We start from the raw sequence: 14666 nt of genomic DNA, 5'->3' as shown, positions 1-14666 counted from the left end.
GCCACCAAAACGCCGGATCAGACGACCATCGGCGCGCTGTCTTCGGCGCCCGTGGGCAGGTCCTCCTTCTTGACGTTGATCACCGTGGCCGCGACGACGAGGGCGACGATCGCGAAGACGGCGGCGGTGAGGAAGCCCATCGCCGAGGAGTGCGCCTGGACGTGCGCGGTGAACATCTGCTGCAGGGCACCGTCCGGTCCGAAGAAGTGCTGCAGGGTGGCCTGCTCGGCCGCGGGCTGGCTATGGATGAATGCCTGAATCTGCTCGGGTTCCGGAGCCTTCCCGCCACTGCTGCCGAGGAAGCCCTGGACCGGTTGCTGTAGATCCTGCGGGAGCGTGGCCACGGCCTTGCCGGCGTCGCTGATGTGAGCGCTGGCGTAGTTCTTGCCGGTGGTGGCCGCCACCGTGGCCAGCACCGAGAGACCGATCGCGCCACCAACCTGCTGCCCGACGTTGAGCAGTGCCGAGGCCAGACCGGCGTCGGTGTTGCGGACGTTGGAGACCGCGACACTGGTGATCGGGACGAAGATCAGACCCATGGCAATGGCCAGGATGATCATGCCGGGCAGCAGTTTGCCGAGGTACGTGCTCTCGGCGGTGACCGTCGAGAGCAGCAGCATCGCCACCACCAGCAGCCCGGTGCCACCGGTGATCAGTGCCTTCGGTCCGGCCTTGGGTAGCGCCTTGCCGGCGATCTGAGCGGTGATGCCGATGGTGATGGCCACCGGCAGGAAGGCGAAACCGGCTTTGAGGGCGCTGTAGCCGAGTACCTGCTGGATGAAGTACGTGACGAAGTAGAAGAGGCCGAACATCGCCGCGCCCACCACCAGCATCACGATGTAGGCCCCGGAGCGGCTGCGGTTGGCGAAGATGCGCATCGGCATCATCGGTTCCTTGGCGACCTTCGCTTCGAAGACGACGAAGCCGATGAGCAGCACGGCGGCCGCTAGGAAGAGCGCGTAGGTCTCGGCGTTGGCCCAGCCGTCGTGGGCCACATGGATGAAGCCGTAGACCAGCATGAACATGCCAAGGGCCGAGGAGACGGCGCCGATGAAGTCGAACTTCCCCTTGAGTCGCTCACTCTCGTGCAGGTAGAGGAAGGCTCCGACCATCAGCAGGATGCCGATCGGGACGTTCACGAAGAGGACCCAGCGCCAGGTCAGGTACTCGGTGAGGATGCCACCCAGCAGCAGGCCCACGGCTGCACCGGCGCCGGAGACGGCGGCGTAGACGGAGATGGCGCGGTTGCGTTCCTCGCCCTCGTCGAACGAAGTCGTGATCAGCGACAGGGCGGTCGGTGAGGCGATCGCGCCACCGAAGCCCTGGATGACCCGTCCGAAGAGCAGGAATCCGAAGTTGAATGAGAGGCCACCCAGCAGGCTGCCGAGGGTGAAGAGGCCAAGGCCGATGATGAACATCTTGCGCCGGCCGAGCAGGTCACCGGAGCGCCCACCGAGCAGCAGACCACTGCCGAAGGCCAGGGTGTAGGCGTTGAGGGCCCACGTCATGTCGGTCTGGTTCTTGCCGAAATACTCACCCATTGAGGGGAGTGCGATGTTCACGATGGTGGCGTCGAGGACGACCATCACCTGGGCGCCGGCGATGATCAGCAGAACCAGCCCGGGGTGAATAGTGCGCCGCGCGGTGGAGCCAGAGGTAGAGGATTTTTGATCTGTCCCGGTCACGGGATGCTCCGTTCGAACTCGGGTGAAGCTAGGGAAAGCGAGCGATGGAAAGACGTTTAAGGGACGTCATCGTCTCTTAAAAGAGTAAGATAGTCCTGTTGCTCTAAGGTACGCAACCGTGCACTATCGTCACCAATGATTATTGACTGGGGGTCTGACAACGATGCGAAGTAAGCCGGCGGTCGTCGACGTCGAAACCCCCCTTCTGCCTGCCTCGGACGGGCTCACCCAGTCGAAGCCGACTGACCGGCTGCCGGAGAGCTGCCCCGCCGCGATCGCCATGAACGCCATCGCCGGCCTGCGCTCCCGCAAGCGAGGGGCGGCGCTGGAGCAGGCGATTCGCGAGGCGGTCTTCGTCGAGATCACCCAGCAGGGCTACGCCGGACTCACGATGGACGCCGTCGCCGCCCGGGCCAAAACCGGCAAGGCCAGCATCTACCGGCGCTGGCCCAACAAGCTCGACCTGGTGCTCGATGCGCTCTTCGCCCGACTGGACGAGGAGAGCGAGCGGGCCACCTTCGACAACCTGCCCGAGAACGTCACCACCCGAGCCGCGCTTATAGCGCTCGGTCGGCGCATCGTCGAGTTCGTCTCGGTCGCCGGGGAGGCCATGCGGGCGGTGAGCTGCGAGGCCAACCGCGACCCGAAGACGGCCGGGGCGGTGAAGGAGCGGCTGCACGAGCCAACCCACGATGCCGTGGTTGCCCTGCTGGAGCGGGGAGCTCGTCGCGGCGAGGTCAGCGCAGGCGTTGATCTGGACCTCATCGCCCAGGTGCTGCCGGCGATGCTGACTCATCAGATGCTGCTCGTCGGGCGCGCCGTGACCGACGCCGACATCGAGCGGATCGTCGACGGCATTCTGCTGCCGCTGCTGGCGAATACGACCCCGTCCGGACGTCCGAAGCCAGTGGCCGCGGGCCGCTTGGGCGCACCCTGACCCAGGCCGACTTCACACCCGCCCCGCGTATCCTCGTACTCGACCAAGTACGCAAGTGAGACGGCAGTAAATCGGGAGCGGATTCGACGGTGCCTGCAGTTGTGCAGCAGAAGCGGCAGAGCGGCCCGGGCCGCCCGGTCGACCCGACCGCCGCGAGCCTCGGCCGGTGGGCGCGATTCCGCGTTCGCTATCTGGAGCGCTCTCCGAGCATCATCGCCACCGTCGCGATGCTGCTGGGTCTACTCACGCTGCTGGATGCGGTCTGGCCGGACGAACTGTTCCGAGTCGGGTTTCTGGTGCGGATCCTGCCGGTGCCGGGGAATGCCGCGGCGACGGCCGTGGTCGCCTGTGCCGGTCTTGTACTGCTGCGGGTCGCGGCCGGGTTACGGAAGCGAAAGCGGCTGGCCTGGCGGGTCGCCGTAGTGGCCACGGTGGTGCTCACCGTTGGGCATGTTCTCAAGGGGCGGCGCGTCGGTGAGGCGCTCTTCGTCCTTATTCTGCTGGTCCTACTGATCACCGCACGCTCCCGCTTCACGGCGAAGTCGGATCCGGCGACGCGCTGGGTGGCGGTGAAGATCTTCTTCCAGTTCTTCGCCGTCGCGATCGTCTACGGCATGGCGATGCTCTACTTCTATCCGCGGATGGTCGTCGGGGATCCGTCGTTCTGGCAGCGTCTGCAGGAGGTGCTTTACGGGCTCGTCGGCGTCGACGGGGAGGTGAAGCTCAAGAGCGAACGATTCGACGACATCTTCCACTACACGCTCTTCGGCTTCGCGCTGCTCACCGTCGTGCTGGTGTTGATCCTGGCGCTGCGCCCGTCCGAGCACATCTCGCGGCTGTCGGCCGACGATGAGCAGCGGCTGCGGGACCTGCTGGAGAAGCAGGGTTATCGGGACTCGCTGGGGTACTTCGCGCTGCGGCGGGACAAGTCGGTGCTCTGGTCGCCGACCGGGAAGGCGGCCATCACCTACCGGGTGGTGCAGGGGGTGGCGCTGGCCAGTGGCGACCCGATCGGCGATCCCGAGGCGTGGCCGGGGGCGATCGCGGCCTACCGGGAGATGGTGGAGTCCTACGCCTGGACGCCGGCGGTGGTCGGCTGCAGTGAGCTCGGCGCGATCGTCTTCCGCCGCGAGTACGGCCTGGCCGCGATCGAACTGGGCGACGAGGCGATCGTCGACGTCGCCGAATTCAGCCTGGACGGGCGGGCGATGCGCGGGGTGCGGCAGGCCTGCACGCGGGTGGCGCGTTCTGGCTATGAAGTGCAGGTGCGACGAGCCAAGGACATCGACCCGGTCGAGTTCCGGGAGCTGCTGGCAGTGGCCGATGCCTGGCGCGGGGCCAAGACCGAGCGTGGATTCTCGATGGCGCTCTCCCGGCTCGGAGATCCGTCCGATCCCGAGTGCGTCGTGACGACGGCCCACTCCGAGGGTGTGCTGCGCGGGATGCTGAACTTCGCGCCGTGGGGTCAGGACGGCCTCTCGCTGGACCTGATGCGCCGCGACCGGACGGCCGACAACGGGCTGAACGAGTACATGATCACGCACCTGATCCAGGCCGGCCCGCAGCTGGGCGTGCGGCGGGTGTCGCTGAACTTCGCGGTGTTCCGGGATGCCATCGAACGGGGCGAGAAGATCGGCGCCGGGCCGATTCTGCGGGCTTGGCGTTCGGTGCTGATGTTCGCGTCGCGCTGGTGGCAGATCGAGTCGCTCTACCGCTTCAACGTGAAGTTCCGCCCCGACTGGGAGCCCCGTTTCCTGTCCTTCCCGGCGACCCGGGATCTGCCCCGGATCGTCATCGCAGCGCTGGAGGCTGAGGCGTTTCTGGTGCGTCCACACTTCATCGGGCGTCTCTTCGGACGCTCCTGAATCGTTGCGCAGTCCTTGCGCGTTGCCCTGCGTTGGGCGAGTGTCGAATCCCTTGGTAAGCTGGCGCGCTGGTAGCCAAAGCAAGAGATTTCTTGGTTTGGAGGCCACAGGAGGCTTCGCCTAGTCCGGTCTATGGCGCCGCACTGCTAATGCGGTTTGGGTCTCAAGCCCATCCGGGGTTCAAATCCCCGAGCCTCCGCCACGTTGTATGACGTGCTCTTTGACGTAGAAAGTCCCGCAATCTTCGCGATTGCGGGACTTTTTTCGTCTACTGGGTTGCTGGGTTGCTGGGTTGCTGGGTTACTGCGGTTCGGCCGAGCCGGAGGCGTTGGCCGATTCGGCCTTGTACGTGGTGACCAACCAGCGGCCGGACGTGTTCTTGACCAGCGTCAGATTGGCCGTCACGTTGGCCCGGGGCTGGGTGAGCACAGTGTTGCCGGCCGGATCGGTGACGGTGTAGCGCGTCCAGGTGGTGAGGCTGCAGAGGACGGTTGCGGTGTTGCCCTTGATGGTGATCGACCGGAACGTCAGATTCTCGATGCCGGCACTGAGGATGGTCGGCTGCAGCGCCGCCTCCTTGGAGAGCGTCTGCTGAAGGCTGGCCCGCTCCTGTGCGGCGGCGGTGCCGGTGAAGAAGGAGTTGATCGCAGCCGTGCTGCTGGCCCGCTGCAGATCGATGTCAGCGGCGGTGGGGCGGGGTCCAGCCGGCAGGTGCAGCGTCTGATCGACGGTGAGCGCGGTGTGCACGGTGCTCATGATCGGGTCCTTGGCCGCCGGGCTGGGCGAGTTCTTGCCGCCGTACTTATGCGATAGCCACGCGCCGAGCAGGACGACCAGGAGCACTACCAGGGTGGCTCGATTGCCGGCTCGTCGCCCCGGCCTACTCTGACGTCCCGAAACGAGGGTCATGGCTTGACAGTTCAGAACTGGGCGGGGGAGTGGGTGTTGCTGGGCTAGCTGAGCTTGCTGTGTTTGTTGGGGTGGCGTTCTCGGCGGCCTCGATCTCGGCCTCCAGTGCGGCGCGATGCGCGGCCCGCTGGGCGTCGGTCCAGGGCTCGCGTCCGTTGCGCCCGCCGCGGCGGTCAGGCAGGGACGGGTCGCGCGGGGTGGCGACGACCTCGAAGACGGTCTCGTCGAGTCCGGTGATGAATTCGGTGGCCAGCGAGTCGCTGAGGGCGTTCATCGCCTGGGCCAGCGCGTGCACCGTCGCCGGTGACATCGAGGGGAGCAGGTAGTCGGAGAGGCTCTCGCGGAAGCGCTGGACGGATTCGATGGCCAGCTGCTCACCGGCCTCGGTGAGCTGGGCGCGGATGACACGGCGGTCGGTGTCGGAGTGGCGCCGGTCGATGAGGCCGTCACGGGCCATCCGGTCGGCCAGCTTGGTGAAGCCCCCGCCGGTCATCGAGAGTGACTTGGCCAGCCGGCTCATCGGCAGGCGGTGGTCTTCGGCGCGGAGAAGCAGCTGCAAAACCTGGAAGGTCGCCGGAGAGACGCCGCTGCGCTCGATGTCGATGAGCATGCGGCGCTGGGCGCGCTCGACGCTATCGACGATGCTTAGCCAGTCGTCGATGAGCTTGTCGTCTTGAGTTACAGCGTTGGCGGTCATGGCCCGAAACCAGGTGTCCGATCTGCGAAACGTTGTCGTCGTCAACAGTTGTCAGCGATGTTGTATCTATGGTCACTGTAACGGTTTCTGTCCGATCCGCCTGCTGAATTGTGACTCTCGGTAGTAACTTGCTCCCGCGTGTCGTGCTTCATGGGGTTGCCGGAGCTGTTCGGGGGTGCTGGCCGGGTTGGTTCGGGGCTGGTCAGAGGAACGAAAATCGCCCTGTAGACTCACTCGTCGGTACAGAATCGCTGCGGCGCTTCGGTGCCGAACTAGTACTAGCGCCCGTAGCTCAACGGATAGAGCACTTGACTACGGATCAAGAGGTTACAGGTTCGAATCCTGTCGGGCGCACGCTGTGTTGAGACAGTCCTGGGCCCCGAATTCGTTCGGGGCCTTTGTCGTACGTCCTGTTCGAATAGGACGTCAGAATCGGTCGGGAAATCTGCCGATGCCATCAAATTGCCATCAGTCATGTCACTGCTCCCGCTCGAAATACCGGGCGACGTCGTGCAACGCGTCCAGCTCGGAGTGGACGTAGGCCTTCCTGGTGAACGCCGCGTTGGAGTGTCCGAGCCAGGCCGAGATAACTGCGACAGGCACTCCCTGAAGGTGCAGCAACGTCCCGCAGGTGTGGCGGGCATCGTGAAACCGGTTTCGAGCGTGGTGTCCCACAGTGAGGAGAGCGTCTCCGGATGTCATTTTTGGAAGCGGACGAGTCGATGGAACCGGCACCCGACCAGCGAGTCCACCAATAGCTTGACTAGGCCGTCTTGAATCTCTGGTAGGCCCGCGCCAGCAGGTCCGCATTTGGGCGTTCGGCTCGGGCATTGGGTATCACCATTAGTCGCTCGCCGTGCCGTTCTTTCAGGCCGTGCTGGAGCATTGGGCCATCCTTCTCGTCCAGCAGATCTGGTCTGATTTGCACGATGAGGTCTGGCGTGATCCCGAGGATCAGGTTGTCGAAGGCCGCGTGGTGGATCTTGCACATCGCTAGGCCGTTCGTGACCGAGGCGATGCCTTCTTCGTGCCGATCTGGGATGATGTGCGCGGCGTCGAGCAGGACGGTATGGCCCAACGCGCAGACCGCACATCGCTTTTGATAGACGCGCAGAACGGTGGCTCGAAAGACTGGCTGGTGCAGTCGTTGCTTCGTCTCTCGGAGGATGTACCGGCGCAGATGTTCCTCGACCGGACTGTTCTTCGCGACGAGGCCACGCGCTACGTCGGGATCGATGACGAACTGGTGGCTCGCAGCCTCCTCCCAGAGCAGGAAGACAGGGAACACGGGCCGATACACGCCGGGTCCGACGCCGAAGAACCAGATGAGCGGCAGTTCGAGTCGCATCGCTTCGCGCAGTGAACGATTCTCGGGATGGTCAGGATCGATGCCGCGCCACTTGTAACGCAGCAGGCCGTCGGCGCCGACGTTGTCGTCGTACGGGCGCTCCTGGGACGGTGACGTGTAAGTGGTCCGGATCGCCAGTGCGGCAGCAAACGCCGCAGGCTTGCGAATCCCGCGTTGGGCGTCGAGAAGACGGAATGGTTCACCATCAATGGCGAAATCCAAGAGATCCTGCGACGAAATCTCGTCCTGCCCGTCGTTCGTTCGGACCGTGAGCCAACGCATCGCCTCCTGGCGAACACGGTGTTCAAACGAGCCGGGATCAGTCACCAATTCCTCCCACAAAGTTCTGCCGGTCAGCGTATTCGATGTGGCGACGCGGCCACAGCCGAAGGTCCGTGCAAACGCTGGCGAGAGGATTGCCGGAAAAATGTGTGCCCGGACCGCGGCAAAGGTCATCGGAGACCCGGTCGATCACTAGAGGCATGGGATTTCACCGGGGGCGCAGTCGGGCTGGCCAGTCCGCCGAGAGGCGCTATGAAGAACTACGACTTGAGTGGATCGGACGTAACCGCCGCTTCTTTCGGATCGTCAACGGCGTCGTCGCGACGCTGGTCATCGGCTCGCTGGCTGGCAGTCGACTCTGGCCGGCCGCCGCCTGGGAGACGGGGCTGTTCGCGGGTATGGCGCTGGCCGCGGCCGTGATCGTCCGCCAAAGTCCGCCGAGCTGGATCGAGAACTGGCGCAATGGCGCATACGGCGAGCAACGTACCGCCGCTGCGCTAAGCGACCTCGACCCGGCGTTGTGGACCGTGCGGCATGATCTTCCTACGTTCGGTGGCGCGAACGTCGACCACCTTGTCGTCGGCCCTGCCGGAGTCTTTGTGCTGGAGACGAAGACAACGAACGGCACCGTCACGCGCACAGGTGAGACGTTGGCGGTGACCCGCCCGGGCGCAGATCGACCCGCTTACACGTTCAATCCGGCTGGACAGGCCCGCGGCAACGCAGCCAAAGTTCACGACGAACTCGCCAAATTGAATGGCCGGACCCCTTGGGTGCGGGCGGTCATCGTGCTCTGGGGCGAATTCAACGCCCCGCCAACTAGCTTCAACAGTACTGGCTCGTCGCTTCCAGTGTCTGTCCGTATTGCGCAGTCAACGGCTCCGGTATGCGCTGGATCGGTGGCGGATGTCGAGGACGATGACGACGCGGTTGATCTCATCGATTTCGTAGAGGATGCGCCAGTTGGTGGCGAGCCGGGCGCTGTAGACCCCGGTGAGTTCTTCGGTAAGTGCCTTGCCCACGCGGTGGGGGTTGGCCAGCAGCGGTCCAGTAATGAACTCGACGGCCGCGGCTGCGATGTCCGGCGGAAGCCGCTCGGAGATCGCACGGCGAGCAGGAGGTGCTGTTCCGAGCTCGAAGGCGTCGCTCACGACGCGTGGCGATCCTTCAACAACGCTCGCGCCGCGTCGGTTCCATACGCAACGTCACCGGCCCGGACTGCATCGCGTGCTTCGGCGAGGGCCCGGAGGGCGTCAGGGTCGGCTTTGATGTCGGCGGTCTCGCGAGCGGCGAGGTACAGCTCGAGGGCGTGAACGACCGTCTGCTGGACGCTGCGGTGCTCTTCGTCGGCCGCCACACGGACCGCGGCGTCGAGTTCCGGTGGCAGCCTCAATGTCATCGCCATAACCATAACGATACCTCTAAGCACCATTATGGTGCACGGCCAGTCGGTCGCGAACGTTAGTTGATCCCCCGGCATCCGACCGAACAGCCCAGCGTGGTTCGTTCGCTTGCGAAACGCGTGCGATGGTCAGCCTTCGGTGCAGCGTAGATCCTGGCTAACCTTGGACTCGGGCTGGGCTAACCTCACCTCTGCGCCTCGCAAGCCTCACTGCCTGTCCGCCTGGCCAGACCAACTGGCTCTCAAACTGGGAAACGTCAGCCGAACTCCGTCAGCCTAAACCGCCCGGCGCCCACGAGGCGTGGTCAGCTATCGGCCGGCGCGGCCCATCCGAGGTGGCCCTCTGCGTCGAATCGGCGGGAGGTCGGCTGTCCGGGCTCGGTGATCTGAATGCCGTCGCCTTCGATGATGATCCGATAGAGCGGCCCGTCCTGGCCGATGTTGTCGATGGCGCGGTCGAAGTCCGCGCGCTGATCGAGGGGTACGTGCATGCGGGTGGCGCAGTGAAACACGATGCGCGGTTCGCCGGCGGGGGTGCGCGTCGACCACACGGGGCACAGGTCGATGGCGTCCCCGGCCATGATCTGGACCGGCTCGTGGGTGGCGAGGGTGAGCGCGTCGTGCAGCAGGGTTGCTTTGTCGCGGTCCTCCGGCCAGATCAGCGCCTCCAGCCAGCGCCGGTCGGCCTCGACGGTCGCGTCGAGCGGGTTCAGGTCCACTCCGCAGGTGGAGGCGAGGACCGGTATGGCGTCGAGATCTGGTGGTGGCTGGGTACTGCGCCATTCGGTGGTCAGTTGAACCGGCGGATCACGGTCGCCGAACTGCCGAACGCCCAGGCGGTATCCGTAATGCGCGTGGCGCAGCAGCAGACCGGTGCTGGTGCCGACCTCGAGTAGGTGTGCTGGCTGATCACTGAGCGACGGCGCGATCGCGGCCAGGCCCAGGCGCAGGCCAACCGCCCGCCGCACCTGGTTGGTTTGCGCGAATCGGGTGGAGACGATGCCGATGATGGCGGTCTCGTGATGACGGGCGAAGGCCAGCAGGTGCTGACCGGCGCCCTCCGGGGGGAGGGCAGCGTCGCCGCGCAGCGACGGGTAGTAGGCGCCCAGCGGGTGCTCCGCGCCGTCGAGCAGCAGCGCGTGCACCGCACCGAAGAAGGCGAACGTCGGCACCTGCCCGTCGCGAGTATGCGCAGCCAAACCCACCAGGTACGGATCACCGGCCACCGCGGCCGACAGCGTACGGTACAGCGGCGAGCTCCAGAACTCCTCCGGTTCGGTGAATGCCGCGCGGACATCCTCAGGCCGTTGCACCACAACATCATCTCCGACTATGTTCCCGCGCTGATGCACAGTGTCGGTGCGGCTGGTGGGAAGGAACCTTCTGCGCTGCCGCTACTGTGCTCGGCAGAGCCGCAGCGCGTCACAACTGCGACCGTGCTTCGGCGCGTATGTAGGTCGTGGAGTCTTGGTCAGTGGTTCTGCCGCAGTATCAACTGGTGTGTCCGCTGCCGGAGAGCGGCCTCTTTGGCTCCTGTTTTCGCCGCCGGCGAGTCGGTAATGCCGTCTGAAAACGGACCCGGCTGGGCCGACGAGGATTCGAGCCGTCTTCGCAACACGTGCTGTTTGAATGGACGGTTGCAGGGCGGTCAGTGGTGAGGGCTCGGACTATGTCGCCGGTGGAGTGTGCTGTTCACGCGGGCTGGTGGCTCAGCTCCGCCGTGTGCCGCTCGGCGACTGGCCCCACCGGTGCGCGAGATCGCTGAGAAAGCTTGCGGCGGCCGGTCTCGCCGCGCCGGACGATCGCCGTTAAGGCGCCGTTCGCCGAAGCGAATAACCCAAAATTTGGCGACCCCGACGGTATGTTCCGGTCCTAAAGTGCGGTCAGGGACAATCCAAGAATGACGGACCATCGCGCCGATCCAGGTCCAGACCATCCGCAGCTGCGTGACTACGTGGCCTGGCACGCGGCGTACGACGACCATGAGTCGAGCCTCTCGGTCCGGCTGCGCCACGTCCAGCAGGCCATTCTCGAGTGGCTAGACCGCACGCCAGGCTCGGTACGCGTGCTCAGCGTGTGCGCCGGCCAAGGCCATGACATCCTGGGCGCGCTGCAGGCCCGTGGCCGGAACGACCGCGCCCGAGTGAGCGGCGCCCTGGTCGAGATCTACCCGATAAACGCCGCCGTCGCTCGCCGACGCATCGCGCAGCTCGATCTCGCCCTAAACGTTGTTCAAGCCGATGCCGGAACCACCGCCACCTATGTCGATCTCATCCCGGCCGACCTCCTGCTCCTCAGCGGGATCATGGGCAACATCTCCGCATCCGACATCGAGCGGCTCGTGCACGTGGCCCGTCAGCTATGTGCACCGGGGGCCACGGTCATCTGGACTCGCGGCGCGCAGGATCCCGATCTTGGAACGGACATCCGCCGATGGTTTAACCAAGCCGGGTTCGAAGAACTGTCCTGCGAGGAATGGATCGAAGGAACTGGCATGCGAGTCGGCGTAAACCGGCTCAACACACCACCTCAACAGTTGCACCCCGGCGAGTTGATCTTCACGTTCTACCGCTGACGGCTCCGGACGGACCGAGCGCGACCGGCTCCGACCGGCCGACGGTGTGACGTGCCGGGTCGGTGCGTTCAGTGTCGCCGGTCGGCTGGCTTGCGGTGACGACACGCTGCGCAGGTGACTCCTGGTCTCACGCAGGAATGCCGGCAATCGCGTCCAGCTTCTGCTGGGTAGAAGCGTCGACATCGATCAGCGGCATCGCCCGAGCAATCTGGTCCCGGACCCTGTCCATCTGAAGCGACGCCGCGTGAGCCTCCGGCGATTCCCATATCTCCGTCGCCCACACACCGTCGGAGTCGCCTTCCTCGATCCCGACGACATATAGTCGGCAACCGGGCAGGAGGCTGCCGCTCGCGGCTTCGGTCAGGATCGCCAGCAGGTCCCCGCGCATACCAGACTTGGCGGCCAGGCGGCCATGAAGCATAAACACCAATCGAGTATCGCAAGCGCCAAGTCATCGGTCTACCGGCTCTTCCGCATTCCAGTCAGAGTCGAGGGGGGTGCATGTCCGACAAGCCTGACATGCACCCCGACCATCAGGCGCAACGGGCAACGACCTGCAGCCTGTGCGACGCGGCGTTGCTTGATAGATGATTGGTCGATGGACGAGGTGGACGACGAGTGGTCGGAGGCCAGCGTCGATCAGTCGGGCGTGTGCACATGGTCCAGATGCGACGGTCCGGTGCTATGGGGATCGATGGCCGAGGTCGCTTCTCAGTACTGGAATGACTCGGACTATCGACGAGCGAAAGGCGTGTACGGGCCCGCCCAGGAGTTTGTGGCCAGTCTGACTCGCAGCGGCTCGCCAGCCGCCATTGACGCGATCCAGGCACTAGTCGACGCCGCCATCACCGATGCCGAACTCGAATTTGTCGGAGCCGGACCCTTGGAAGACCTCGTTAGTCACAGCGGTCACGCCTCGAAGTTTGTCGACGATGTGGAGCGCAGGGCACGGCAGCAACCACGATTCCGCCAGGCCGTCGCCAGCATGTGGCTCGGCGCAAAGGTGCCTGAGCATGTCCGCGCCCGCTTGGCTGCCTTTGGCGCCGCACCGCTCGGACCGGAATCGAAGCCCAAACGTCGGAAGTAGCCCGTACTAGGCCGTCTCTACATCGACGCAATAGCCGCCGATGCTCGATTCACAGGTTGGCTAGAAGCCTTCGGGCGGCGGCCAGCCGAGACTGGTCCCAAGGGCCGACGCGTAGCTGACCCGTAGTCCAAAGGTCATAGGCCGGTTCTCGACCTCGACTTCAAGCCAGCAGACAGGGTCGCCGCCAACTTCTGTCTCGCCTTGATCCGGCGGCGAGACAGTGCGGACGTTCGTGGTTGGACCAGTAGGTAACTGGATCCGAGTCGCCCCGACGTACAGCTCGCCGCCGCTGCGAGTCAGATTGATTTGGCCGGCTTCCGGGGACCAGCCAGGGTGGGTATCAACGTGGACGCACAGTCGCACCGTGCGGCCGGCGTCGAGCCTGCGCAGCAGCCGTGCCGGCGACGAGCGCAGATCACGCAGAACATGTTCGTCGTAGGGCGCACTCTCCCCACGAGGAAAGACGAAGACCGACCAGCGCAACACCGTGGCCGCACGCCGTGCATATGACGGTCGAGAGGGCGGCTTCCAAACCATGGCGCTACTCGGCTAGTTCCGTGTGTAGGCGACGACCCACGCAACGTCGACCTTGAACACATCGCCAGGGTTGGCGGTGGGCCCGTAGTCGGACGCCTCGGTCTGCAGGACCAGGTGATGCGGAGTCGTGGCGATCTGCGTAGTGGCGGAGACGATGAGGTGCCCGTCGGTGTAAGCGGTGTATTTGCCGGGCGACCAGATCGCGGTCGCGGTGTGCCACTGCTGCGGGTCGATCTTGGCGATGGCGCCGTCGGTCGGGCAGGCCGGTGGAGTCTGCCCGCAGGCGCGATGGCTGTAGGCGCCGACGGTTGATCGGTCGGCGGCGTTGTCGAATTCGGCGAAGTCCATCTCACCGTCGCCCCAGACGTCGCTCGACGGCCAGAGCATCCATACGGATTTGAAGCCGGCGATGTTGCTCCCCGGCAGGTAGCGGTATCGCACGTCCCAGCGGCCGTAGGTCTGACCTGCCTTGGGCAACGGAAGTTCGCTGGCCGCGTACGCGGAGCTGCCTTCGGTGTGCCCGTTGAAGTGCAGCAGGCCACCGGAGACCGTCACGACCTGGGTCGGCTCGTAGACGCCGTTGGTGCTGTTGGTGATTTTGGTGTTGTCGGGGTAACCCCACCACAGACCGTCCGGCAGTGCGCCGACTTTCGTTGCGGATCCTTCTGGTGTGTTGAAGTCCTCGGAGAGTGTCTGGGTCCAGCCGTTCGGACCCTGATCGTCGGCCGGCAGGTTGCCCTTCGGGATCTTCACGTCGCCCAGGGATGCGAGTTCGTAGTCGCAGCCGGTGTCCAGCAGTGTGGCGGTGGCGCCGGTGGGAACAGTCGCGAATTGCGACACGGCTCCCCGGACTGCCCCGGTGGGCGCGACCGCGACGGTGGATACCTTCGTCCAGGTTCCGGTGGTCGCTGTGGAGGCAGCGACCGGCACATAAGCGCTGAACGTATTGCTGATGACGGTGCCGGCGGCGTTGAACCAGTCGATGCCGATCCGCACGGTGATGTCGGTGCCGATGGAACGCACCCAACCCGACACCTGCCAGGACTCATGGGCGACGACGGTCAGCTTGGGCTGGACGAGCTTCTTGCCGTTGGTCGAGATTGCCCAGGACGCGCCGCTGAGGCCGGATGCGGCAACGCGCGTGATCGTCCCGTCGGTGGATGACCAACCGGTGGTGTCGGTGGCCAACAGCGGGTTCGCGCATTTGTTGACCGTGCCCAGATCGACGGACGCGGAGGCCGCGGCGGCTGGGCTGGAACTGACGGCGATGAGAGCAGCTGCGGAGGCTGCGCCTGCGAGGAGCGCCGCGATGAGAGGGTGTCGAGTTGTGTGCATGGAGGTT

The 14666-nt window shown here is 65.2% G+C and carries 14 protein-coding genes, 2 tRNA genes and 1 pseudogene; 7 read left to right on the top strand and 10 right to left on the bottom strand.

Features of this window, described 5'->3' with window-relative positions:
* Positions 1-17 precede the first annotated feature (17 nt).
* Positions 18-1685: an MFS transporter gene (locus CPH63_RS02170; protein WP_197704528.1), complete on the bottom strand. Its 1668-nt coding sequence runs from the start codon at positions 1683-1685 to the stop codon at positions 18-20.
* 163 nt (positions 1686-1848) lie between these two features.
* Here CPH63_RS02170 and CPH63_RS02165 point away from each other — a divergent pair, with 163 nt between their 5' ends.
* From CPH63_RS02165 to CPH63_RS02155, 3 genes are all read left to right on the top strand, one after another.
* A complete protein-coding gene (locus tag CPH63_RS02165; protein ID WP_096301367.1) occupies positions 1849-2622 on the top strand; it encodes a TetR/AcrR family transcriptional regulator in 774 nt (257 codons plus the stop codon).
* Positions 2623-2711: 89 nt separating this feature from the next.
* Positions 2712-4487, top strand: a complete 1776-nt coding sequence (locus CPH63_RS02160; RefSeq protein WP_157749220.1) for a phosphatidylglycerol lysyltransferase domain-containing protein — start codon at positions 2712-2714, stop codon at positions 4485-4487.
* Between the two features lie 109 nt (positions 4488-4596).
* Positions 4597-4689: transfer RNA gene (locus tag CPH63_RS02155), tRNA-Ser, on the top strand.
* Positions 4690-4787: 98 nt separating this feature from the next.
* On the opposite strand, the gene CPH63_RS02150 is transcribed toward CPH63_RS02155, so the two are convergent.
* Positions 4788-5396, bottom strand: a complete 609-nt coding sequence (locus CPH63_RS02150) for a hypothetical protein (RefSeq protein WP_157749219.1) — start codon at positions 5394-5396, stop codon at positions 4788-4790.
* On the bottom strand, positions 5368-6093 hold the full coding sequence (locus tag CPH63_RS02145; RefSeq protein WP_096301364.1) for a MarR family winged helix-turn-helix transcriptional regulator: 726 nt from the start codon (positions 6091-6093) through the stop codon (positions 5368-5370). Before CPH63_RS02145 ends, CPH63_RS02150 begins: the two co-directional genes overlap by 29 nt.
* Before the next feature lie 281 nt (positions 6094-6374).
* Here CPH63_RS02145 and CPH63_RS02140 point away from each other — a divergent pair.
* Positions 6375-6447, top strand: a tRNA-Arg gene (locus tag CPH63_RS02140).
* A 123-nt stretch (positions 6448-6570) separates the two neighbouring features.
* On the opposite strand, the gene CPH63_RS22685 is transcribed toward CPH63_RS02140, so the two are convergent.
* Positions 6571-6795, bottom strand: coding sequence for a tyrosine-type recombinase/integrase (locus tag CPH63_RS22685; protein WP_197704527.1), 225 nt, complete (start codon positions 6793-6795; stop codon positions 6571-6573).
* A gap of 61 nt (positions 6796-6856) precedes the next feature.
* Positions 6857-7768 (bottom strand): HNH endonuclease, encoded by a 912-nt coding sequence (locus CPH63_RS02130; protein WP_206745630.1) that lies wholly within the window; start codon positions 7766-7768, stop codon positions 6857-6859.
* A 38-nt stretch (positions 7769-7806) separates the two neighbouring features.
* On the opposite strand from CPH63_RS02130, the pseudogene CPH63_RS23595 reads away from it, so the two are divergent.
* Positions 7807-8505: pseudogene (locus CPH63_RS23595) on the top strand (nuclease-related domain-containing protein); the annotation flags it as partial.
* A 90-nt stretch (positions 8506-8595) separates the two neighbouring features.
* Here the strand turns inward: CPH63_RS23595 and CPH63_RS02120 are convergent.
* The 3 genes from CPH63_RS02120 to CPH63_RS02110 form a co-directional block, all read right to left on the bottom strand.
* On the bottom strand, positions 8596-8874 hold the full coding sequence (locus CPH63_RS02120; RefSeq protein WP_096301361.1) for a type II toxin-antitoxin system RelE/ParE family toxin: 279 nt from the start codon (positions 8872-8874) through the stop codon (positions 8596-8598).
* Positions 8871-9122, bottom strand: coding sequence for a hypothetical protein (locus tag CPH63_RS02115; protein ID WP_096304886.1), 252 nt, complete (start codon positions 9120-9122; stop codon positions 8871-8873). Before CPH63_RS02115 ends, CPH63_RS02120 begins: the two co-directional genes overlap by 4 nt.
* Positions 9123-9430: 308 nt before the next feature.
* Entirely contained in the window at positions 9431-10438 is a 1008-nt protein-coding gene (locus CPH63_RS02110) for a DUF2332 domain-containing protein (protein WP_157749218.1), read from the bottom strand.
* 587 nt (positions 10439-11025) lie between these two features.
* Between CPH63_RS02110 and CPH63_RS02105 the strand changes: the two genes are divergently transcribed.
* Complete coding sequence (locus CPH63_RS02105; RefSeq protein ID WP_096301359.1) at positions 11026-11700, top strand: class I SAM-dependent methyltransferase; 675 nt, start codon at positions 11026-11028, stop codon at positions 11698-11700.
* A gap of 127 nt (positions 11701-11827) precedes the next feature.
* On the opposite strand, the gene CPH63_RS02100 is transcribed toward CPH63_RS02105, so the two are convergent.
* On the bottom strand, positions 11828-12121 hold the full coding sequence (locus tag CPH63_RS02100; RefSeq protein WP_241895872.1) for a putative quinol monooxygenase: 294 nt from the start codon (positions 12119-12121) through the stop codon (positions 11828-11830).
* A gap of 177 nt (positions 12122-12298) precedes the next feature.
* On the opposite strand from CPH63_RS02100, the gene CPH63_RS02095 reads away from it, so the two are divergent.
* A complete protein-coding gene (locus CPH63_RS02095; protein WP_096301357.1) occupies positions 12299-12787 on the top strand; it encodes a DUF6869 domain-containing protein in 489 nt (162 codons plus the stop codon).
* A gap of 549 nt (positions 12788-13336) precedes the next feature.
* On the opposite strand, the gene CPH63_RS02090 is transcribed toward CPH63_RS02095, so the two are convergent.
* Positions 13337-14659, bottom strand: a complete 1323-nt coding sequence (locus CPH63_RS02090; RefSeq protein WP_096301356.1) for a glycoside hydrolase family 16 protein — start codon at positions 14657-14659, stop codon at positions 13337-13339.
* Between the last annotated feature and the right edge of the window lie 7 nt (positions 14660-14666).

The organism is Jatrophihabitans sp. GAS493, assembly GCF_900230215.1.
Taxonomy (GTDB): domain Bacteria; phylum Actinomycetota; class Actinomycetes; order Mycobacteriales; family Jatrophihabitantaceae; genus MT45.
This window is presented reverse-complemented; position numbering and strand designations above follow the sequence as displayed.